The organism is Cupriavidus yeoncheonensis (genome assembly GCF_905397275.1).
Classification (GTDB): Bacteria; Pseudomonadota; Gammaproteobacteria; order Burkholderiales; family Burkholderiaceae; genus Cupriavidus; species Cupriavidus yeoncheonensis.
Genome location: NZ_CAJPUY010000016.1, coordinates 115,828 through 136,249, shown reverse-complemented (window position 1 = coordinate 136,249; position 20,422 = coordinate 115,828). Strand labels below are relative to the sequence as shown.

The 20,422-nt window shown below is 64.4% G+C and carries 19 protein-coding genes and 2 pseudogenes; 6 read left to right on the top strand and 15 right to left on the bottom strand.

All coding sequences use genetic code 11. The features are described from left to right. Nucleotides 1-121 precede the first annotated feature (121 nt). The 5 genes from KHO22_RS21705 to KHO22_RS21685 form a co-directional block, all read right to left on the bottom strand. Nucleotides 122-1,198: a glutathione S-transferase family protein gene (locus KHO22_RS21705; protein WP_420839639.1), complete on the bottom strand. Its 1,077-nt coding sequence runs from the start codon at nt 1,196-1,198 to the stop codon at nt 122-124. Between the two features lie 41 nt (nt 1,199-1,239). Continuing rightward, nucleotides 1,240-2,580, bottom strand: coding sequence for an amidase (locus KHO22_RS21700; RefSeq protein WP_211949265.1), 1,341 nt, complete (start codon nt 2,578-2,580; stop codon nt 1,240-1,242). A 310-nt stretch (nt 2,581-2,890) separates the two neighbouring features. Continuing rightward, nucleotides 2,891-3,802, bottom strand: a complete 912-nt coding sequence (locus KHO22_RS21695) for a LysR substrate-binding domain-containing protein (protein WP_211949264.1) — start codon at nt 3,800-3,802, stop codon at nt 2,891-2,893. A gap of 158 nt (nt 3,803-3,960) precedes the next feature. After that, on the bottom strand, nt 3,961-4,869 hold the full coding sequence (locus tag KHO22_RS21690) for a SphA family protein (protein ID WP_211949228.1): 909 nt from the start codon (nt 4,867-4,869) through the stop codon (nt 3,961-3,963). Nucleotides 4,870-5,047: 178 nt separating this feature from the next. Beyond that, nucleotides 5,048-5,731 (bottom strand): nitroreductase, encoded by a 684-nt coding sequence (locus KHO22_RS21685; RefSeq protein WP_211949263.1) that lies wholly within the window; start codon nt 5,729-5,731, stop codon nt 5,048-5,050. 255 nt (nt 5,732-5,986) lie between these two features. Between KHO22_RS21685 and KHO22_RS21680 the strand changes: the two genes are divergently transcribed. Continuing rightward, a complete protein-coding gene (locus tag KHO22_RS21680; protein WP_211949227.1) occupies nt 5,987-7,105 on the top strand; it encodes an iron-containing alcohol dehydrogenase in 1,119 nt (372 codons plus the stop codon). Nucleotides 7,106-7,222: 117 nt separating this feature from the next. Beyond that, nucleotides 7,223-8,140 (top strand): tryptophan 2,3-dioxygenase, encoded by a 918-nt coding sequence (locus tag KHO22_RS21675; protein WP_211949226.1) that lies wholly within the window; start codon nt 7,223-7,225, stop codon nt 8,138-8,140. A gap of 230 nt (nt 8,141-8,370) precedes the next feature. Here KHO22_RS21675 and wrbA read toward each other — a convergent pair whose 3' ends face one another. From wrbA to KHO22_RS21660, 3 genes are all read right to left on the bottom strand, one after another. Then, on the bottom strand, nt 8,371-8,997 hold the full coding sequence (wrbA, locus tag KHO22_RS21670; protein WP_211949225.1) for an NAD(P)H:quinone oxidoreductase: 627 nt from the start codon (nt 8,995-8,997) through the stop codon (nt 8,371-8,373). 17 nt (nt 8,998-9,014) lie between these two features. Then, nucleotides 9,015-9,965, bottom strand: coding sequence for a ring-cleaving dioxygenase (locus KHO22_RS21665; RefSeq protein WP_211949224.1), 951 nt, complete (start codon nt 9,963-9,965; stop codon nt 9,015-9,017). A 461-nt stretch (nt 9,966-10,426) separates the two neighbouring features. Continuing rightward, entirely contained in the window at nt 10,427-10,813 is a 387-nt protein-coding gene (locus KHO22_RS21660) for a potassium channel family protein (RefSeq protein WP_211949223.1), read from the bottom strand. Between the two features lie 284 nt (nt 10,814-11,097). On the opposite strand from KHO22_RS21660, the pseudogene KHO22_RS21655 reads away from it, so the two are divergent. Next, nucleotides 11,098-11,520, top strand: a pseudogene (locus KHO22_RS21655) (class II glutamine amidotransferase); the annotation flags it as partial. Between the two features lie 23 nt (nt 11,521-11,543). Here KHO22_RS21655 and KHO22_RS32540 read toward each other — a convergent pair. The 7 genes and pseudogenes from KHO22_RS32540 to KHO22_RS21625 all read right to left on the bottom strand — a co-directional run. Further along, a pseudogene (locus KHO22_RS32540) lies at nt 11,544-11,696 on the bottom strand (thiolase C-terminal domain-containing protein); the annotation flags it as partial. A gap of 66 nt (nt 11,697-11,762) precedes the next feature. After that, nucleotides 11,763-12,173, bottom strand: a complete 411-nt coding sequence (locus KHO22_RS21650) for an ABC-type transport auxiliary lipoprotein family protein (protein WP_211949222.1) — start codon at nt 12,171-12,173, stop codon at nt 11,763-11,765. Nucleotides 12,174-12,379: 206 nt separating this feature from the next. After that, nucleotides 12,380-13,276 carry an MlaD family protein gene (locus KHO22_RS21645; RefSeq protein ID WP_211949221.1) on the bottom strand — a complete coding sequence of 299 codons (897 nt, stop codon included), beginning with the start codon at nt 13,274-13,276 and terminating at the stop codon, nt 12,380-12,382. 24 nt (nt 13,277-13,300) lie between these two features. Continuing rightward, nucleotides 13,301-14,059, bottom strand: a complete 759-nt coding sequence (locus KHO22_RS21640) for an ABC transporter ATP-binding protein (protein WP_211949220.1) — start codon at nt 14,057-14,059, stop codon at nt 13,301-13,303. A 2-nt stretch (nt 14,060-14,061) separates the two neighbouring features. After that, nucleotides 14,062-15,186, bottom strand: a complete 1,125-nt coding sequence (locus KHO22_RS21635) for an MlaE family ABC transporter permease (protein WP_211949219.1) — start codon at nt 15,184-15,186, stop codon at nt 14,062-14,064. A 219-nt stretch (nt 15,187-15,405) separates the two neighbouring features. Then, entirely contained in the window at nt 15,406-16,209 is an 804-nt protein-coding gene (locus tag KHO22_RS21630) for an NAD-binding protein (protein WP_230426957.1), read from the bottom strand. 307 nt (nt 16,210-16,516) lie between these two features. Continuing rightward, nucleotides 16,517-17,455: a LysR family transcriptional regulator gene (locus KHO22_RS21625; RefSeq protein WP_211949218.1), complete on the bottom strand. Its 939-nt coding sequence runs from the start codon at nt 17,453-17,455 to the stop codon at nt 16,517-16,519. A 202-nt stretch (nt 17,456-17,657) separates the two neighbouring features. On the opposite strand from KHO22_RS21625, the gene KHO22_RS21620 reads away from it, so the two are divergent. The 3 genes from KHO22_RS21620 to KHO22_RS21610 all read left to right on the top strand — a co-directional run bounded on the left by KHO22_RS21620 (nt 17,658) and on the right by KHO22_RS21610 (nt 20,409). Continuing rightward, nucleotides 17,658-18,593: an NmrA family NAD(P)-binding protein gene (locus tag KHO22_RS21620; RefSeq protein ID WP_211949217.1), complete on the top strand. Its 936-nt coding sequence runs from the start codon at nt 17,658-17,660 to the stop codon at nt 18,591-18,593. A gap of 79 nt (nt 18,594-18,672) precedes the next feature. Then, nucleotides 18,673-20,055: an MATE family efflux transporter gene (locus KHO22_RS21615; RefSeq protein ID WP_211949216.1), complete on the top strand. Its 1,383-nt coding sequence runs from the start codon at nt 18,673-18,675 to the stop codon at nt 20,053-20,055. 144 nt (nt 20,056-20,199) lie between these two features. Beyond that, nucleotides 20,200-20,409, top strand: coding sequence for a hypothetical protein (locus KHO22_RS21610; RefSeq protein WP_211949215.1), 210 nt, complete (start codon nt 20,200-20,202; stop codon nt 20,407-20,409). The last annotated feature ends 13 nt before the right edge of the window (nt 20,410-20,422 follow it).

Genomic DNA, 20,422 nt, shown 5'->3' with positions numbered 1-20,422 from the left:
GCGCGCATCCGCCGGGATCCGGCCCGCGGCAGCCTGAGAAGGCAAAGGGGCGGAGGCTCAGAGTCCCCCTTCCCCTCTTGCCACAGGCACTGGCGTTGGCCGGTGCCATCGGGCTGGGGGACTACACCGGCACCGCCTCCCCGCAGCCGGCAAAGACATGCATATAGCGCGAGGGCGGCATGGATTCGAGCGTGGCCTGGACCGCTTCCTTGCACAGGGACGGACGCCTGGCCAGCGCATCCACATACCGCTCGACGTTGGGCAGGTTTTCCCACATCGCCGCAAGCCCCAGATAAGCCATCCGAACCAGGTTGACACCCCACAGCACATCGGCGAGCGAAAATGATTCCCCCCTGAGGTACGGTGACGATGAACCAAGCGCGTGGTCGAGGTCCGCCAGGAGGCCGCCGACGTACTGACGTGCGGCACGCTGGAATGCCGCATTGTGGCGGACCGACTTGCCGCCCCGCTCCTTCGCGATCTTCGCGCGATAGGCTGCAACGAGCTCGGCATCGTCGGCATTGGCTTCAATCATGGCTTCGAGCGCCTTGATCTTGTAGTCGTAGACCGTTTCCATGGCCGTCTTGAGCGCTTCGGGCCGCAGGTCGGCGTCGGGATGAAAGCCGTAGAGCAACGTGCCGTTCGGGATCCGGTCGACGATGCTCACCTGATGCATCACCCGGGCGCGCGCATCGGCTTCTTCCGGCACGAGATCAATGGGGTCGCGCGACACCGCATCGAGATAGCAGCAGATCCACTTGGAATCGGCAATGACACGGCCAGCCTCGTAGTCCACCAGCAACGGGACCGTGCAGGGATCAAAGCCTTCGGTCTCCACCGAAGTGCGCCCGCTATAGCCGCTGACAAGTTCCCGCCCCACTTCCCGGCCTGCAATCGTCCGCAGTCGGACGTAGGGGGGATGGTAGTGCTCGGCTGGAACAAGGCCATCGGCGCCCATCGAACCGAGGATCATCATGTCGTTGGAACGGTATGGCAACTGCTTCTCGGACAGTACCGTGCGCACTTTCTGCGAGCAGAGCGAACTGGCTGCGTGGAACAGTTCGAAGCGCGGATTGGCGTCACTACCCACGAGGGAGATTCGCGCGCGATCCGCGATGGCGGCACGCGCACCGGCCGCCATATTCGTCAATTTCTCCTTGCTCATGACTGCGTGCTCAGGTTTGGCGCTATTGTTCATCGTTGTCTCCTGGTTGTTGGGGCTGACGTCTCTGACGTCTATCAATGCTTGTGGGCGGTGCCTGTTCGGAGCATCAGCTCCATCTGCTGTGCGATCTGCAGCAGCGCACCGTCGTCGCCGGGCTTCGCGACGATCTGCAATGCAGCCGGAAGGCTGCGTTCGCCGGTCGCCAGGGGAATCGAAATGGCGGGAAATCCCGCGATATTGAACGGTGCGGTATAGGTCATCAGCGCCTCGCGGACGGTGCCGGTCCACGCGCCAATGCTGACGGTGCCGGCATCGAGATGCGGTGCGGTGCACGGGCATGTCGGCAGCACGAGATAGTCAACCGTCGACATCACCTCGTGCAGCCGTGCCGTGAAACATCGCCTGGTCTGCTGGGCCGCCGCATAGGCGCGCAGGTCCATGGTTTCGGCGCGCTTCAGCCGGTCGACGGTTTCCGGGTTGTAGTGCGTCGAGATACGGTCCCAGTCGTTGCGGCGGAAATGCTCGATGCCGCCTTCGATCAGGACGATGCTCGCGAAGGCACCGAATACCCCGTCGAACAGGCCGGACGTGCTGACATTCACACAGGAAAAGACTTGCGCCAGCCGCTTCGTCGCGCCATCAAAGGCCACCGCAATTTCCGGACTCAGTGGAACCGGTGCGATGTCACGAATGACCCCCAGCCTTGCGGACAGCCACGCATCGCTCTCGGGAACCTTGATGTCGATGGCATCGGCGAGCAACATCACGTCATCCACCTGCTCGCCGAGCAGGCCAATATGGTCGCAAGTAGGCGCCAGGGGAAACACGCCGCGCGTGGACAACGTGCCGAGCGTGGGCTTGTATCCGACGACGCCGCACAGCGCGGCGGGAATCCGGACCGAGCCGCCGGTATCGGTGCCCACGCCCGCCTTGATGGCACCGTGCGCAATCGCTGCCGCGGCGCCACCACTGGACCCGCCGGGTATGCGCGCATGGTCCAGCGGATTCAGGGTATCGCCAAACCTGGCGCTGGCGGTTGTCACGCCCCACGCGAATTCGTGCGTCGTGGTCTTGCCGATGATGATCGCGCCACGTTCCACCAGTGCTGTCACGATGTCGGCATCGGCGGCGGGCTGGTGGCCGAGATAGGCCGCGGAACCGTAGCGGGTCTCCATGCCCCTGGTGTCGATCAGATCCTTGACCGCAATGGGCAAGCCTTCCAGCGCCCGCTGCCGGCTCTCGCCATAGCGGCGATCGCTTTCCGCGGCCGCCTTCAGGGCGCGGTCCCAATCGATCGCCGAGAATGCATTGAGCAGCCGCTTGCTGGCTTCCGCGCGTTCGAGTGCCTGCTCGGTCAATGACGTCGCGGTGATCTGCCGCGTGGCAAGGGCATCCAGCGCATTGCGCAAGCCCATCGAATGCGGGGCCGTCGTTCGGGATGGTTGATGTAGATCGGTCATTGCCACAGCCTCTCGGGCAGGGTTCTGGCCGCGGAAGATCGCGTCTTGCGGCAGGCAGTTCGGCTGGTTCATGTATTCCACTCCAGGGTGACATTGGGGTTGGTATCCCTGGCTGGAAACGATAGTGGATCGGCTCGGCCTTGGAAGCTGGCTGGTGCCGAACACAGCGTCCATGAATATGGAACGCCCGGCGGGCCGCACGTGGCGTGGCCCGCGCAGCATGGGAGCGGGAGGAGGTAGTGCCGGTAGTGCCGGTAGTGCCGGGTTAGCGGCCGTCGAACGCGGTGACCTTGGGCAGCTCTGCGGCGAGGTAATCGACCAGCGAGCGCACCGCGGGAAGCAGCCCGGTCCGATAGGGCATGAGGGCGGAGATGCGCGCATCCGCGGCGATCCAGCCCGGCAGTACCTGCCGCAGCACGCCAGCCTGCAGCTCGGACCGGCAGATATATCCGGGCAGGGCTGCCACGCCAACGTTGGCGCAGGCTGCCTCCTTCAGGGACATCATGCTGTTGCTCTGGAATCTTGGCTCGATCGGGATGGTGACGAGCCTGTCGTCGGGGCCGCGCAGTTGCCACTGCAGCGGCCCTTTGCGCACCATCGAGACGATGGCATGGGATGCGAGCTGCTCCGGTTCCTCCAGGAGTGGCATCCGTTCGAGGTAGTCGGCACCCGCAAACAGGTACCACGGCGCCCTGACAATGGGCCGCTGGACCAGGTTGGAATCCTGCAGTGCCGAGGTATGTCCGCGCAGCGCCAGGTCGAAGCCCTCGCCGACCACATCCACGAGCCTGTCCGTGGCGACTTCCACGATGCTGACCTTGGGATTGCTGCTCAGGAACGTCGGCAGGACCTGGCGCAGCGCAAACTGCGCCAGCTCGACCGCCACCGTCACGCGAATGATCCCGCTGGGTTCCGAGAGCCTCTGGCGCATCGCCTGTTCCGCGACGTCCGCGCTCTGCAGCAAGGCGAGAGCGTACTGGTAGAACTCCGCGCCTACGTCGGTCAAGGCAAACTGGCGCGAGGTCCGGTTGATCAGGCGAACGCCCAGCGAGGCCTCCAGCTCCTTGACCCTGTGACTTAACGTGGACTTGGGCAGCCCCAGGCTGTTGCCGGCGGACGTAAAGCCACCGCGGTCGACAACTTGCACGAAGTAGAAAACGTCTTTCAGGTCCAGCATCGGGCTGCCTTGGTAGCGGTTGGGTCGGGCCAATGGCGTGTGCTTTCCATCGCATGGTACTGCAACGGCTACGCGCGGCGCCATGGTCGGGCGCCCCGATGACCGCCACCGTGGCCGGCGCCCGCTCGGCCACGACCGTCAATGCATGATGTGCCGGATCAAAGCGGGAAGCACAGCTCAATCCAGAACTTGTTGCCTTGCGGGCGATTCTGCACGTCGAACTCGCGCTGATACTTGAACACAACGCCGGACGCCTGCGACCACATGTATCGTAGTTGCGGCCCGACTGCGACAGCTCTTCCGCGGAACCCATCCCCTGGTATGGGCGTGCCGTTGACCTTGTCATCGGTGAACTGCTTCAGCAGATATCCCTGAAGTCCGAGCTGGAACTTGCTGTTCAGTGAATAGCCGACAAGATACTCGAGGGCTGCAACAGCGCCGGAGTGATATCGAGTCGCCGAATTCGGTGAACTGAACTCCACCAGCATGGTGGTAGAGACTTCAACTGCGGGCGTGGGGAACCATGTCGTACTGAGTTGCGGTGTTATCGCATATACATTGCGGCCAGTGTTCGCCACCCGGTTCGCGGAGTAGGACCCGCTCGGCACCGAGATTTCAGTGGTGAGGTAGGCGAAGAATGATCGCGATGGATTGGAATAACCGATGTACAGCGGCTCAACGATGATGTCGCCAATTCCAGTGCGCTTGTCGCTGCCGCCTGGCGTGTCCGCCCGAACATGAACGAGCGGGAAGATTGCACCACTAGACAGGGTAAAGGGGCCCAATGTAGTGCCCCATGTGTGAACGAAACGCGGGGCGTCAACAAACGCCTTCAACTGGAACCCGGGCACGAGACTTTCTCCGTGCGGGCCAGCGAACTTTCCGGCATCGTAGTAGAGCGTGTAGTTGTAGAACTGGGTTTCACCAGGCGGTGGCAGAATTCCATTCAATACGGTATTGACGCCAACAGGGTAGCTGGTCTGACCATTCTCGGTTGCCTTGGCGTTCGAGGCCAGCAAGCATGCGAGCGCAACCACCGCAGAAAACTTCGCGGGCACTTTAATCATGTCTCCTCCGTCTCTGTATTCTATTTTTCGGCTGAGGGCTCGGGGCATCCGCATCAGCCGCTGAAGCGCGCCTGCCATCACGATTCGACAGCTCCGCAACTTGCCGAAGCAGGCTAACGATGGCTATCGCTTCTTCGTGCTTTTCCAGGTCAGGGAGCGACCCGGACGGTTCCGCGTGTCACCGGTCGACGAACGAGACGAACTCGTCCAGTTCCAGCTTGCGCAGCTGCATGTTGTTTTCCGGAATACTGTTGTCCGCATAGCCGAGTGACATGCCGGCCACGATCATCTCGCCGTCGGGAATGTCGAGGCCTTCACGAAGCACCGCCGATTGCAGCGACCAGATCTGCTGCGGGCAAGTGTCCAGCCCCCGCGCGCGCGCGGCCAGCATGATGTTCTGGAGAAAGCAGCCGTAACAGATGAAGCTGGCCCATTCCAGGCGCCGGTCCATGGTGAAGATCAGCCCCACGGGCGCATCGAAGAACCGGAACTGCCGTTCGACGTCGCGGCGGCGCCCGGCGATATCGCACCTTTGCACGCCCTGCGCATCGCCCAGCATCCCGCGAAACGTATTGAAGCGCGACGAGAATGGCGCCGGCAATTCCTTGGGAAAGAACGGGTAATCGGGCACCAGGCCCTCAGGCGCGGCGCGATACGCCTCGACCGCGGCTCCCGCAATCTTCTCGCGGGCCTTTCCGGTCAGCACATGGCAGCGCCACGGTTGCGTGTTGCTCGAACTCGGCGCGTATTTCGCGACCGACAGGATGTCCCTGACGGTCTCGATCGGCACCGGCTGGTCAAGGAAGCCGCGCTTGCTGTGGCGTCCGCGAATCAGCGCTTCGGTTATCTGGATTGCCTCCATCTTCATGTCTCCGTTGTCGTATGGGGTTGCAACGGTGGAAAGGATCAGACACGTCCCCTGCCTTGTGAAGATGGCAATACTGAAAGCTTCGTTCGGAAACAATGAACGACGGGGCGCCCGGCCGCAGATGTGCGGCGTCCAGATTCCTGGACGCTCCGTTCCCCAATCCCGCGCGCACGCGCGAACGCGATTCGCCTATCTTCCTACTCGTGATCGGAGCCCCGATCGCATACGAAAATAGGGTGGAGAGGTGGAATGAACCAGTTGAAATGCTTGCCGCAGGAAGAGATTGTCTGGGGGCACGACGTGCTGAAAGCCGTCGCCCCCGCCATGGGGAATTACGGCATCCGCCGTCCGATAACGTTCACGGTGGAATTCCTCGAGGCATTGAACCGCGAGCACCTGCAGCCTGCCATCAGCGACGGCGTTGGCACCTTCACCGGCCTGCCGCCGCATGTGCCAGATTTCGCCGTGCGCGACGGACTGCGCGCATGCATCGAGGCCAATGCGGGATCGATCATCGCGCTCGGCGGCGGCTCCGTACTCGACGCCGCAAAGGCAGTCTCCTTCCAGCATTTCCAGCAGACAGGCCGCTACCTGCCGATTGCCGCGATTCCGACGACCCTGTCGGGTTCGGAGTTCTCACACTACTTCGGCGTGACGGAAACAGACGGTCCGCAGAAGTTCAAGCGCAGCTATGCCGTGCGCGAAACCACACCCGCGCTGGTGGTGCTCGATCCCCGGATGATCGTCGACACGCCACGCATGCTGCTGCTGAGTTCGGCCATCAAGGGGATCGACCATGCGGTGGAAGGCATGCGCCGCGTCGACGTGGATCACCCTCACGCCATCCTGGCGGCCCGCGGCGTGGAGCGCTTCCTTGCCGTGCTGGAGAAGTGGCCGCGCAAGCTCGAAACGCGCGAGGCCATCGCGGGCAGCCACGTGTCGACCGACGACCTGCTGCAGCTGCAGCTGGCCGCGTGGCAGTGTTACTTCTATCCCGCTTCGGTCACCTACGGCCTGAGCCATCGCATCGGGCACATCCTCGGCGGGACGTACGGGGTACCGCACAGCGTGACATCGTGCATCGCGCTGGCGCCCGTCATCCGCGCCTGCGCCGACGCCTATGGCCGAAAGCTCGGGATTTTCTCCACGGACCGCGGCAGCCGCACGCCCGCCGCATTCCTCGCTGACCGCATCGAGGCAGCCGTGGACGCACTGGAGCTGCCGAGCCGGCTCGGCGACCTCGATTTCGATCGGGCGAAGCTTCCGGAGATGGCGGCCCTGCTCAGGCAGAACTATCCCTCCGAGGTCGGCGACCTTGGCGAGGATCCCGGCACGAAGCTGGATGCGCTGCTGGAGAGCCTGTGGTAATGGCCGGCCAGCCATCGGACAGCTTCCCGCATGCCGAGGGCCTGCGCCACGCGCTCGAGGCCCTGCCGTCACCGTTCCACAAAACTTGCCTGACCCCACCACCACGAGGAGACCAACGTGAACGATACCGTCAAGACCGCATCCCCCACATCCCCCACAACGGCCGGAACGCCAGCCGGGCATACGCCATACAGTGACTGGCTGCAGACCGACGTGCTCCACTCGCTGCAGCACCCGGTCAGCGATCATCCCGGCGAGCACGCCTGGATCGTATCGGCGCAGGTGTCCGAGCTTTACTGGATGCTGATCATCAAGGAAATACACGCCGCGCAGGCGCAATTGCGTGCCGATGACCTGGCCGGGGCCTGCCGGACGCTGCGGCGCGTCGTCGCCCACCACGAGCCGCTCAATGCCACATGGCGCTCCATCGCGTGGATGACGCCTGTCGACCTGCTGGCCATCCTGTCCTGCGTTGGCCCGAAGTACGGCAAGGACACCGCCCTCCAGGGCTGGACATACCGGCAGATGGTCTACCTGCTCGGCATCAAGCAGGGGGAGCACCTGCAGCACTTCCTGCCGCAACCGCAGCGCTGGGAACAACTCAGCAAGGCGCTGGCAGAGCCGAGCCTGTATGACGACGTACTCGCCCACCTGGGCCGCAAGGGCTTCGCCGTGCCGGCGGTGGTACTCGACCGCGATTTCAGTGTGCCCTACACGCCGGACCAGGCAGTCGAGAACGCGTGGCGCGACGTCTACGCCGACCCGGACGAGCACCGGGAACTGCAGCAACTGGGCGAGACGCTGGCCGATATCGCCGAGGGATTCTCCGCGTGGAAGCACCTGCACCTGATGGCAACGCGCCGCACGTTCGGCGCCCGGCCGGCCTACTTCGGCACCGAGGGCATTGCCTGGCTCCTGCCGACCATGAACGAGATCCCGTTCCCGGAACTCTGGTCCGCGCGCGGCTTCATCGGCGATCCGCCCGCGGTGTGTCCGCACGCACGCGGACAGGGTAACGCCCGGGCTGCGGAATAACGCGCTCAGGACGGCCATGGAAACAGACTGCGATCACAAGATCGCAGTGCTCGTGTCCATGGTCGTCTTCAGTGCCGGGGATACAGAATTTGCTGTCGCCGATCGCGTCAGCATGGATGCCATGGGAGGCTGCATGGTGACGGCGCCGGCCTGAGTGATTGCCATCGCGTCACCGGCCTGTGCCGGTGCAGGAATCAGGCGGAGACTGCGTGCCTCCGCCTTTTTTATTGTCAGGCTGCTACCGGCTGCGGCTGGGCGTGCAAGGCACGGGCAACGGTCGTTACCCTGAGGCCCTGGAACCGGGCAACCGCCAGGTGATCGTCGTCGGGCTTGACGGCGTCACGGTGCGAGACGTGAGTCGCGCCGTACGGGGTGCCGGCCTTGAACATCGCCGCGTCGGCATAGCCCAGCGGCACGATGATCAGGCCCAGGTGCGCCATGGGCGCATAGGTCGCCAGCAGCGTGGCTTCATTGCCGCCGTGGCGCGAGGACGTCGAGCCGAAGACCGAGCCCACTTTTCCGTTCAGCTTGCCCGCGAACCAGAGGCCGCCGAGCCCGTCGATAAACGCCTTGAGTTCGGCCGAGATCGACCCGAACCGCGTCGGCGTGCCGAACACGATGGCGTCGGCCCACTCGGCATCGGCCTCGGTCGGCGCCTCGTATTTCGCGTTCATCTCCGTGGCGTTCTCGAGCCAGCCCGGCGCCTGCCGCATGACCTCGGGGCCGACGACCTCGCGCACACGCCGCATGCGCACTTCTGCGCCTGCCGCGAGGGCCCCCTCGGCGACGGCCTTGGCCAGCATCTCGGTGGAACTGTTCCGCGAGTAGAAGACAATCAGTACTTTGGTTTTATGCATGGTGATCCCCGGCAAGGTCATACAGAGATGGGCTCGAGCCGCCCCAGCAACTCGTCTTTGCGACCGGCCAGCCACGGCGGGAGCTGGAACTCCTCGCCAAAATGGCCGGGCGCTTCATCGATCGCGAAGCCGATGTCGGTGGTCGTCGCCTCGAACATCACGCCGCCGGGCATCTTGAAGTACATCGAGCGGAAGTAGTTGCGGTGCACCGATTCGGACGTATCGATATAGCCCAGGGCAAACATTCTCTCCTTCAGGATCTCCTGCTGTTCCACGTTGTCCACTGCGAAGGCCACATGGTGGACCGTGCCTTCGCCGTAGATCGACGAACCCTGGTGCCGGTCCGGCTCATGCAGGAATTCGACAATGGTGCCCGGGCCGCCGGTGTACGTCTCGAAGCGGTAGTGGGATCCCGCCTGGCCTGCGTTCCGGAAGCCGATCGCTTCGCTCATGAAGCGGATCGACTCGGCGACTTCCCGCAGCGACAGCGTGATGCTGTGCACGCCGCGGATGGCATGGGCTTCGGGGATATCGCTGGCCACGCATGCCGGACGCGGATCCAGATCCGTTTCGACGAGATCGAACTCGATGCCGCATGGATGCTGGAACCGCTGGCGACGCTCGCCGAAGCGCTCGACGATCTCGCTGTCATACGGCACGTTCATGGCAGCGAAGCGGCTGCGCCAGAACTCGAGCGAGCCCGTGGGGACCGAGTAGTTGATGACCCGCACCTGGCCCGACCCCTGACGCGCCATGACCCCGCGCTGGCGGAACGGGAACGACGTCACCAGGGTCCCCGGATCGCCGTTCGCGTTGCCGTAGTAAAGGTGGTAGATGGGGTCCTCGCCGTCGAGAAGCACGGTCTTTTTCACGAGGCTCTGCCCGAGCAGCTTGACGTAGAAGTCCACATCCTCCTGCGCGTGCCGCACGCCGAGGGTCAGATGATGAAATCCCTTGAGCACTAACATTGTCCTCTCCAGTTTGAAATAGCATGTAGAAACAGCGCATTGCCGCTCCTGTGCGACAGCTTATGACGGCGGATACCGATTGGGCAGCCGTCACGGGTTGTACGCAGGGTTCGGCAAACTTGGACAATGCCGCTTGGGGTCGTACCGGCGGTCGACAGCACCGCGCCATCGCGGTGCGCGCTGGGCATATCGAGATTTATGGATATTTCCCGGTTGGCAGATCCAGTGCAAAGCGATTGAGAACCTGATCGCGATTCTTCGCGACCAAGCGGCAAGCCGAGGCTGTTGAACGGCCCAGCTTGCAGAGCGAGCTGGTACGCAGACGGACCTGCGCCTGACGATCACCGCATCAGGAAAACCCGCTACTCGGTCCGCTTCATCGGCGGCCCGTTCAGCAAGCCTTTGCGCACGGAGGTCGGGAGGATCTGCATCAGGCGGTCCTGAATGCCCCGGCTGCATCGTTACCGCGGCCGGATGCCCGCCCGGTGGGCTGCGGCCTGGACCCCGTACACCGCGGCCGCAGTCACCAGCCCCGTGATCAACACGCCCAGCATGCCAAGCAGCACCGCGACGACGCGGCCAGTTTCGGTGGTGGGCACGATATCCCCGTATCCGATCGTCAGTGCCGTGATGGCGCAGAAATAGGCGATCTGCCCGGCGGAAGCCGGTGCGCGCGTGGCCACGTCAACAGCGCCGCCCGCATAGTGCATGACCACCGCAAGCAGCACGAACAAGAGGAACAGGGCCAGCAGCACCGCGCGCAGATGCCAGAGCACCCTGGTGAACTCACGGATCACATGGTGCGGCAGGATAGGTTGATCGGCAACGTTATCGGTGGTGTCATCCATGGCATCTCTCCTGATATTTTTACTTGTGGATTCTCAATGAAAGCCTAGACTCTGTTCGCAGCCGATGTATTGACAAGCGAATACCGGGGGCAGCGAGGTACCACACATCTGCCAGGGAGCGGCCCGTGCAGCAGGAGAGCATTTTTTCCGACCTGAAGGTCGTTGACCTGGCAAGCCATGTTGCGGGGCCCGCCGCCCGGGCTATCTGCTGAAGATCATCCCGCACGTGGACGGCACCACCCGGATCTGCGAACTGGTGCGCTACAAGGTGCTGGAACTCAACTGGATCCACGGACTCGGAAGTCATGTTCTTCCTGGCGCTGACTTACGGGCTGGAGCGGAATCCGGTAGCCGCGCTGCAGCAGATGGCGGGCCTGATCGAAGACGTCGGTCATCGCCACGGCATCGCGAATCCGCTGAACATGACGGTGTGCGCGACTGACGGGGAACAGCTCGTTGCCGTACGCTATTCCAGCGAGACCGACTCGCGCTCGCTGTTCCACAGCAACTCGTTCCGCCATCTGCGCGAGCTCTATCCGGAGAACCCCCGCATTGCCGAAGCGGGCGACGACGCTTTTCTCGTCCTGTCGGAACCGCTGGTGGATCTGCCTGGTGTGTGGACGGAGATCGCCGAGGGCACGGCCATCCAGGCCAGGGGCGGCGTTATCGAGCAATGCCCGTTCATCCCCCGCATGCCGGAAGGCTGAAGTCGGCAGGCCGCCGGGATGGCCTATCTGCCAAGGATGGTCAGGCACGCGACCGCTTCTTCCACGCCGTGCAGGCCGCCGCCATCCCCGGCCAGTGCGATGCGCGCGCCCTCGACCTGGCGCGGCCCAGCCTCCGCCCGCAATTGCGACACCAGCTCGTAGATCTGCCCAGTCCCGTGGCGCCGATCCGGAAAAGCCGTGAACTCTCCGTCCAGGTCCTGAGCGAGCGCTACTCCTGCCCCCTATCTGGCAGCCGCCCACGCGAAGATCTGCTCGATCAGGCGATCACTCGCCTGCGCCATGGCTTCTGCTCCGCCAGCGGCATCGGCACTCGGTGCCGATGCACTGGCCTGGAACATGGCGCTGCGGACGCGGCCGGGATTGACCTCGCTCACCGTCACCACGGCCGCGACCCGGGCCTCGCTCTCGTTCTGGCTACGGTAATGCTGCGCGAACTCCACCAGCCGCACGCTGAGCGCCGCCACCTGCGCAGCCGCACCGCCGCCCGCGCTCGCCGATCCCGATGGCGTCGCCTGCGCGGCGGCATACGCCCGTCGCATCAGGTCCTCGACCAGGACCGGCGGACGGTCGACCCATTGATTGTGTGCATAGTTGTCGAAGGTGCCTGGGGCTCTGTAGTCGAGGGAGTACAAGAAGCCAGTCTGATTGATCCAGGGTGCCCCGGTGACGCGAATCTGGAGGCCCGAGGGCAGGCCTTGCGCCGCGACTGGCGCCCGCTCGCCGGCCGGGACAGACCACCGGACCGCGTTCGTCGGCGCGTTCGAACATGCTGCCAGCAGGCATGAAACCAGCATCGCCGCAAACACGCTGCGAAGCCGGAGGGATCGAGTCGGGCCTGTCACATTCCACCTCCGAATCCGTTCTCGCCAGGCCCTGCCTTGCCCGGCTTGCGTCCAAAGATGAGCCGCTGCGGGTCGTCCCGCTGCTGCACCGCGATTTCGTTCAGGGAACTGACCAGCTCATCGACGCCCTGCAGCGATTGCTCAAGCTGCGGCAACACACTGCGGTCGATGCGCGCCGCGGAACGGTCCATGTTCCCCGCCATGTCCTTGATGCCGGACAGCGCGCCATTGGCCTCGACCTGGACACTGCGAATCTCCCCCTTCAGGTCCGCGGCAAGGCTGCGCAATTCGCTGGTCAGGCGGTCGACACCACCCATGCTGGCATGCGCCGACTTGACCAGGGTCGGGAATTCGGCGGAAGCGGCGCTGACATTGTGCATGGTCGTGTGCAGATCCTCGCGCATGGCGGGGCTGAAGGTATCCGCTAACGTCGCAGTCAGCCGCCGCAGCTCGTCCACCGCTTCAGGCAATGACGCGCCCACACGCTGCAATGACGACTGCTCGACCGGGATCCGGGCACTGTCCTGATCCAGGGCTCCTGCACCGCCTTCATCGACCAGTTCGACATTGGACAGTCCCGTGATGCCCTGGCTGACGAGTCGTGCGCGAGTGGCTGCGCTGAGCCTGAGCGGCTGCGTCAGCCGCGCAACGATGACCACCTCTTTCTGGTTCTCGGAATTGATCCGAAGGTCGGCCACCTTGCCCACCGGGATGCCGCGGTACAGCACAGGCGCCTCGCGGTTCAGGCCGGTCACTGATTCCGACGAGACCAGGGTCAGGTTCTGTCCGTAGGCGCCGCGTTCGCGCGCCATCCACACCGCCAGTGCGGCCCCGATGGCGACAAGCACCAGGAAGAAGATGCCGGTGAATAGCGCATAGGTCTTGCTTTCCATATCGCCTCCTGTCTCGCCCGCCTGTCATGTGGCGGATGTCCTGTCGGTCTGGAAATACTGATGGATGAAGGGATGGTCGACCTGCCGCACAGCTTCCAGCGGCCCGTTCGCGATCAGGCGCTGGTCAGCCAGAACCGCCACCCGGTCGATCATCGGCTCGAGGCGGAAGATCTCGTGCGTGACGACCACCGCCGCCAGCCTGAGCAGGTGGCGCATCGAGAGGATCAGTTCCACAAACTCGCTGGCCGCAACCGGATCGAGGCCGGATGTGGGTTCGTCCAGGAACAGCAGCTCCGGATCCAGCACGATGGCGCGTGCCAGTGCAGCCCGCTTGACCATGCCGCCGGACAGCTCCGACGGCCGCTTGTCGGCATCCGTCGGATTCAGGCCGACCTGCGCCAGCTTGAGGTAGGCAATGTCGCGCATCTCCCCAAGCGTCATGCCGCCGCGCTCATGCAAGGGCACCATGATGTTCTCCAGCACGCTCAAGGCGCTGAAAAGGGCTCCGAACTGGAACAACACGCCCCACCGCTCGCGCAGGTGGCGCTGCCGCAGGAACCGCGAAGACTGAATCTGCTCGCCGAAGATCTCGACTGTGCCGCGAGCCGGTTCAGTCAGCCCCATCATGTGCCGCAGCAACGTCGTCTTGCCGCTGCCCGAGCCACCCACCAGCGCGACCACCTCCCCCGGCCCGACATCGAGATCCAGATCCCGATGGATGACCTTGTCGCCAAACTGCGTCCAGATGCCGGTCAGCCGAACCGGGAAAGCCTGGTCTGCCACGGCTACCTGCCCGCCAGCGACAGTCCGACTGCCACGATCGCGTCCAGCACAATGACGAGCGTGATCGCCGCCACCACCGACTTTGTCGTCGAAGTGCCCACGCTGGTACTGTCCGGCTGGACGTTGATGCCGAAATAGCAGCCGACCATGCCAACGGACAGGCCGAACAGCAGACCCTTCCCGAGGCCGATAAACAGCTGGCGCACGGGAACCACGTCACGAAAGCGGTCGATGAACAGTGCGAACGGGATATCCAGTTGCATGGACGCGGCCAGGGCACCGCCCGCGAGCGCAAGCAGGTCCGTCCACAGGGTCAGCAAGGGGATGGCCAGCGTCAGCGCCGTAATCATCGGCCAGTGCAGGCGCAGGGTATGGGAAATGCCGTGCACGCTCATGGCATCCAGTTCCTGGCTCAGCTTCATCGCCCCCAGGCGCGCTGTCAGGGCCGAACCCGACCGGCCCGCGATCAGGATGGCACAGAGCAAGGGCCCCAGTTCGCGCAGAATCGCAATGCCCAGAAAGTCGACGATGAAGATGTTGGCGCCATACTGCTGAAGTTGCTGGGCCGAGAGGTAGCTGAGCACCATGCCAATCAGGAACCCGACCAGCGCCGTGATGCCGAGCGCAGTGACACCTGCCCGATAGGTCTCCACGGAAAGCTCCCGCCATGGCAGCAGGCGTGGCCGCAGCACGATCACCAACGTGGCAAGGACATAGCCACCCAGCAAGCGAATGAATTCGCCAACGTGCTGGAACGGCCCAAGCAGTGCTTCCCCGATGGCGATCAGCGTTTCCTGCACCAGCCGCCGCTCGGGCAAGGCCGGGGCGTCGCCGATGGCAACAATCTGCTCCAGCAGCACGCGCTGTGCTTGCGTGCACTGCAGGTCAGCCGGGAGCGCATGATGCCAGCGCCTGACCAGGGTGCGTAGCCCGACGGTATCGAACCGCTCCACGCCGGTGATATCCCAGCGCGCCGCCTCCATGGCCCTGAGTTCGTTCTCCACGGCGCCACGCGCATGCAACTGGTCAAACGTCCAGTGCCCTTCAAGACGAGCCGTGCCATCCTCGATGTGCCATCGTGGTTGTTGGCCGCTACGAATCTCTGTAATCGAAGCCGACGCAGCCATCGAATGTTCCTTCTGCATCACAGGATTGGGTGCGCCAGTGTGCGCCCGGGCCAGGTGGATTGTGCGTGCTCCCTAAAGATAGTGCATGGGAACAGGCTTTCCGTTTATCCGCACCTCGGCACGTCGTAACGCCTCCCATAGCCCCTGCGAGACCTGTGTTCAAGGGTGGGCGATTGCGAAGTCCGGGCGTACAACGCAGGAGCGGTGCACTCGCAGAACTTATTCCCTCGGGATCATGTTGCTAAAGAGCTTGCTCACCAAGGCATTGGCGACAAGCTCGTCCCCGAGCACAACGTCCGACGCGCCGGCGCTCTCAAGCAGGTTCTTCCGTAAACTATTCTCGCCGGGCACGGCGATAGCGAGTGCAGGATTCAGTGTGTGAGCCATCAATGTGACAGCCAGCTTATTGTCGGCCTCGCGAACAGTCACGATAAGAGCTTTGGCGCAATCAAGCCGTGCCAGCCTGAGGACCTCATCGAATACGCCAGGTGAGCCAAGCAAGGCCATATGCTCATGAGCGCATGCTCGCTCGGCCGCGTACCGATCGGCTACCAGGACGAGTATTGTCTCACCCGCCTCGCGCAATCGTTCCGCCACCAGTTCGCCAAGCGCATCGAAGCCAACCAGGACGACATGATTGACAAGCCTTTCGAGCTTGCGCTCCATCGCCCTGTTCTCGCGATACGCCATCACGTCGTCGCCTGACAGCATGCCCGTAAGCCTCGAAACTGCGTAGCCGCCGACCAGCATGGTCGCAAACATGGCCAGCAGCATGAACACCTTCTTGCGATCATCAAATTCGGAGAAATCGCCGAGCGTGGTGACAAGGTTCATGCCGTCCCACAATGCCGCAAACATTTTGGTGCTGGGCGATGCGTTTGATCGATCAAGCAGCGCCAGCCCCACGACGGCACCGACGAGCAACAACACCAGCAAACCAATCGTATGGCGCACCCGACGGCGCCATTCCCGTATTCGAAGTGATCCCAGGTGAGGTTCATCGACCCGATAGAGCCACATCATTGACCTCCTCTAATCCAAACAGAGAATAAGCAACGGGGCCGCGTTAAATCGCTTTGAATTTTTTCTGTATTTCTTTTGCACTGCACAGGCAGTCCATGTCTGCGTCCCTGGACAATATGCCTCCTTCAGGATAGGCCATTCACAAGGGATAGCCTCGCTGACGGCCTTTCGTCTCCGGGGGCAACGAAAGTAGCTTCGGCACCTCCATTGGGTAAATTCAAGCCGCGCGCCCGGCCTGAATTCGGCCGGCATCCGGCTGGCCTACCCGCCCCGCATCAGTCGCCGTGCGCCGCCGGCCCTCCACGGGTCACGTCGAAGGGGCCGACACCGTCCGATAGCCCTGGGCGGCACCGGAGGCAGCGATCGCGGCCGGCACCTGCCGCCGCAGCCAGGCGTGCGCCGGGTCGGCTGCGTGGCGCGGATGCCAGGCCATGACCACCGTCTCGCCGCGCGGCAGGAACGGCAGCGGCACCACCACGAGGCCGAGGCCGGGCGCCATCGCCCGCCCCAGTCGCTCGCTGAGCGTGGCGACGAAGTCGCCCCGTGCGGCGATGACGGGCGCCGCGCTGGCGTGCGCCACGGTGAGCACGACGCGCCGCGCCAGGCCGAGCGCGGCCAGCGCGTCGTCGACTGCCGATGGCGTCCCGGCGCGGCGCTGCACGTCAATGTGCGCCTGTGCTGCGTAACGGCGCGCGGTTGCAGGGCGGGCGGCGAACGGATGACCGGCGCGCACGACCGCGATCAGCGCCTGGGGGAACAGGTCGACCACTTCGATCTCCGGTTCTGGCGGCCTGAACGTACCGATGTCGAGGTCGACGCGACCGTCGCGCAGCGCACCGTCATCGTCTTGTGTCTCGGTCACGAAGCGCAACTGGGCGCGCGGCATGTCTGCCGCCAGCGCGGCGCCGAGGGCACCGCCGAAGGCGATCGCGAAGCCATCCGGCGCGCGCACGACGAAGCTGCGTTCAGTGGCCGCCAGATCGTCCCCGCGCGGCGCCTGCACCAGCGCCGCCGCCTGTGCAATCCACTGCGCGACCGGCTCGCGCAGCGCCACGGCACGCGGCGTGGGCACCAGGCGCCGGCCAGCGCGCACCAGGAGCGGATCGCCAGTGAGTTCGCGCAGGCGCGCGAGCGCGTGGCTCGTAGCCGGCACGCTCAGGTGAAGCCGCTCGGCGGCGCCGGTGACGCTGCCGGCAGCCAGCAGTGCGTCAAGCGTGCGCAGCAGGTTCAGATCATATGTTTTCATTCCATGCAATATTGGCTTCAGAACATTGCACTAGTCAAGTGAGTCCGGCAGACCCAGACTAGCCCCATCGCGCTCCTCTTGCGCCGCCATGATCCACGCCGCGTGTCGCGCGAACCGGGATTTTTCGATGGCGGTCGCCTGTGCACAGCGCCGATCGCACCCGCCCTCTTTCATCACAACCTGATTTCCCAAGGAAAACGTTATGACCACCCGTTCAGAACACGACTCCCCTATCCTCGTGACCGGCGCCGCCGGCACGGTCGGCGCCATCGGCCGCAGCGTCACCGAGATGCTGCTGGCCCAGGGCCACAAGGTGCGCGCCATGGTGCGACGGGAGGATGCGCGCGCGGAAGGCCTGCGCCGCCTCGGCGCCGAGGTGGTCGTGGGTGACCTGACCGACCTTGCCTCGGTGCATCGCGCCGTCGAGGGCTGCAAGCGCATCTACTTCGGCATGTCGGTTTCCGCGGCCTATCTCGAGGCCACCGTCAACATCGCCGCCGTCGCCCGCCACCATGGCGTCGAGGCCATCGTGAACATGTCGCAGATGACGGTCACGCAGATGAGCATCACCGAGACCACCGACAGTCCCCAGCACAAACTGCACTGGCTCGCCGAGCAGGCGCTCTCATGGTCCGGCCTGCCGGTCGTCACGATACGGCCGACGGTATTCCTGGAGGGCTTCTTCCAGGTGCTCGCCGCAGCGGGCGTGCGCGACAGCGATGCGCTCGTGCTGCCGCTCGGCAGCGGCCATACCGCGCCGATCTCCGCGTTGGACGTCGCATTCGCTGTCGCCTTGGTGCTGGACGATCCGGCGCCTCACATCGGTCGCGCCTACAACCTCACGGGCCACGAGTCGGCCGACCTGACGCACTTCGCGAAGGTCTTCTCCGAGGCGCTCGGGCGCACGATCACCTACCGCGATGTGCCGGTCGACGCCTGGATCGGCAAGCTGCGCGAGGCTGGCTTTCCGGCTCACGTGCTGGCGCACTTCGCCGCGATGGCGCACCTGCACCAGCAGGGCCGCTACGACCGCATGACGGACGACTTCACGCGGCTGGCGGGCCGGGTGCCGATGAGCATGCGCGAGTTCGTGCAGGCGCACGCCGCGGAATTCACACGGCCCGCGATGGCCGCCTGATTGAGGCCCACGCATCCGACGATCTGTCTTCGCCCGGCCATCGTCGGGCGGTCTCTTCTTCCTAGCCTGGAAAAAAATCATGTCCGCTACGCTTGCCAGTCCGGCCGACAAGCCTTCTGCGCCTCCTGACAACCTGCCGGTCAACAGACTGCTCCACGGTCCGTTGTTGTCAAATCTGATCCGCCTTGCCTTGCCGACGGTCGCAGTGCTGTTCGTGACAACCCTGGTCAGCGTCGCCGAGACCTATTTCGTCAGCTCACTGGGCCTGGGGGCGATCGCCGCCGTATCCCTGGTGGTTCCCGTCATGGTGATGATGACCACGATCGCGAGTGCCGGCATCGGCGGCGCCGTGTCGTCGGTCATCGCCCGCGCCACCGGCGCCCGCCGCCAGGACGAGGCGGAAAGCCTGGCCTGGCATGCGGTGGTCATCGGCGCCGTGGCAGGCGGACTGTCCGCGCTGGTGGTGCTGTTGGCCGGCCCGGCGCTGTACCGCAGCCTTGGCGGCAGCGGACCATCGCTGGACCAGGCGGTGCTCTACTCCAACATCCTGTTCGGAGGCGCGATCCCGTTCTGGATACTCCTGCTGTTGCAGTCGGCGCTGCGCGGAGCCGGCAACGTCAAGGTGCCGGCGCTGATCATACTGGGCGGCGCGGTTGCCGGCCTGATGCTGTCACCGCTGCTGATCAACGGCTGGCTGGGTGCGCCGCGCATGGGTGTGGCGGGCGCCGGCGTCGCCCAGGTGCTGTGCAATATCGCCGCGCTGGGCGTGGTGGTCGTCTACATGCGTTTGCCCTCGTCAACGCTGCGACTGCGGCGCTATCCGCTGCAGCGCAAGCATTTCAGTGCGATCCTCGGCGTCGGCTTGCTGTCGTCGATCAACGCCGTCATGTCGGCCACGTCGGTCAATGCGCTGACCGCTGCGGCCGGTGCCGTGAGCGTCGCCGCCATCGCCGGCTACGGCATTGCCTCGCGCCTCGAGATGCTGCTGGTGCCGGTGATGTTCGGCTTCGGAACCGCCGCGATCACGCTGGTGGGCACGAACCTGGGCGCAGGCAACGTGGCGCGTGCCCGGTGCGTGGCGATCGTGAACGTACTGTTTGTTGCCGGCGTGGTCGGCCTGGGCGGACTGCTTGTCTCGCTCTTCCCGCAACTCTGGCTGGGCATGTTTACCAGCGATAGCGCAGTGATGGCGGTCGGCGCCCAATACCTGCATGTGGTGGCGCCCTTCTATGCGGTGATCGGCGTGATTTTCGAGCTCTACTTTGCAGGTCAGGGGGCACAGCGCATGCGCTGGCCGATGACCGCAAGCGTGGTGCGCTGCGTATTTGCGCTGGCCGCCATGGCGCTGGTCCTGCAAGGCTACGCGAGCCTGCACACTGCCTTCGTACTGGTGGCCGTCGGCATTGCCGTGGCAGCGGCCATCAGTCTGGCTGGATTTCTGCGGACCCGCTGGGACCGTTAGGCACCAGGGCATTGGGCCCGCACGCTCAACTGATCGCATGACCTGAGGACGTCGGCCGGCGCCTGAATGTATTCGTGCAGCCGCAGGCCAACTGCTCATGAATCTGGCGTTCTCCAAGCTTCCCACCCACATAGGGGATTTCAGATGATCCACACACGCATGCTGATGCGGGCGATGACAGTCGCCGCTTTCGCCGCTGCCGCCAACCTTGCCCTGGCTACGGTCAATGACCACGCGGCACGGCCAACTGTCGGCACAGTTCAGCCAGACGGCAATGCCCGCAGCGAACTCGCTGGCGACCCGCTGGACAATGCGCGCGAAGCCGGCGGCACACTCTACGGGTATCGCGTGTGAGGGCTGCAGGAAC

Excerpts from the sequence above, each read along its gene's own strand:
- KHO22_RS21620 (WP_211949217.1), top strand. The coding sequence starts at position 17,658 with ATGACCACCCGTTCAGAACACGACTCCCCTATCCTCGTGACCGGCGCC.
- KHO22_RS21625 (WP_211949218.1), bottom strand. The coding sequence starts at position 17,455 with ATGAAAACATATGATCTGAACCTGCTGCGCACGCTTGACGCACTGCTG.
- KHO22_RS21665 (WP_211949224.1), bottom strand. The coding sequence starts at position 9,965 with ATGTTAGTGCTCAAGGGATTTCATCATCTGACCCTCGGCGTGCGGCAC.
- KHO22_RS21630 (WP_230426957.1), bottom strand. The coding sequence starts at position 16,209 with ATGATGTGGCTCTATCGGGTCGATGAACCTCACCTGGGATCACTTCGA.
- KHO22_RS21645 (WP_211949221.1), bottom strand. The coding sequence starts at position 13,276 with ATGGAAAGCAAGACCTATGCGCTATTCACCGGCATCTTCTTCCTGGTG.
- KHO22_RS21635 (WP_211949219.1), bottom strand. The coding sequence starts at position 15,186 with ATGGCTGCGTCGGCTTCGATTACAGAGATTCGTAGCGGCCAACAACCA.
- KHO22_RS21700 (WP_211949265.1), bottom strand. The coding sequence starts at position 2,580 with ATGGGCTTGCGCAATGCGCTGGATGCCCTTGCCACGCGGCAGATCACC.
- KHO22_RS21695 (WP_211949264.1), bottom strand. The coding sequence starts at position 3,802 with ATGCTGGACCTGAAAGACGTTTTCTACTTCGTGCAAGTTGTCGACCGC.
- KHO22_RS21705 (WP_420839639.1), bottom strand. The coding sequence starts at position 1,198 with ATGAACAATAGCGCCAAACCTGAGCACGCAGTCATGAGCAAGGAGAAA.
- KHO22_RS21690 (WP_211949228.1), bottom strand. The coding sequence starts at position 4,869 with ATGATTAAAGTGCCCGCGAAGTTTTCTGCGGTGGTTGCGCTCGCATGC.
- KHO22_RS21680 (WP_211949227.1), top strand. The coding sequence starts at position 5,987 with ATGAACCAGTTGAAATGCTTGCCGCAGGAAGAGATTGTCTGGGGGCAC.
- KHO22_RS21610 (WP_211949215.1), top strand. The coding sequence starts at position 20,200 with ATGATCCACACACGCATGCTGATGCGGGCGATGACAGTCGCCGCTTTC.
- wrbA (WP_211949225.1), bottom strand. The coding sequence starts at position 8,997 with ATGCATAAAACCAAAGTACTGATTGTCTTCTACTCGCGGAACAGTTCC.
- KHO22_RS21615 (WP_211949216.1), top strand. The coding sequence starts at position 18,673 with ATGTCCGCTACGCTTGCCAGTCCGGCCGACAAGCCTTCTGCGCCTCCT.
- KHO22_RS21660 (WP_211949223.1), bottom strand. The coding sequence starts at position 10,813 with ATGGATGACACCACCGATAACGTTGCCGATCAACCTATCCTGCCGCAC.
- KHO22_RS21685 (WP_211949263.1), bottom strand. The coding sequence starts at position 5,731 with ATGGAGGCAATCCAGATAACCGAAGCGCTGATTCGCGGACGCCACAGC.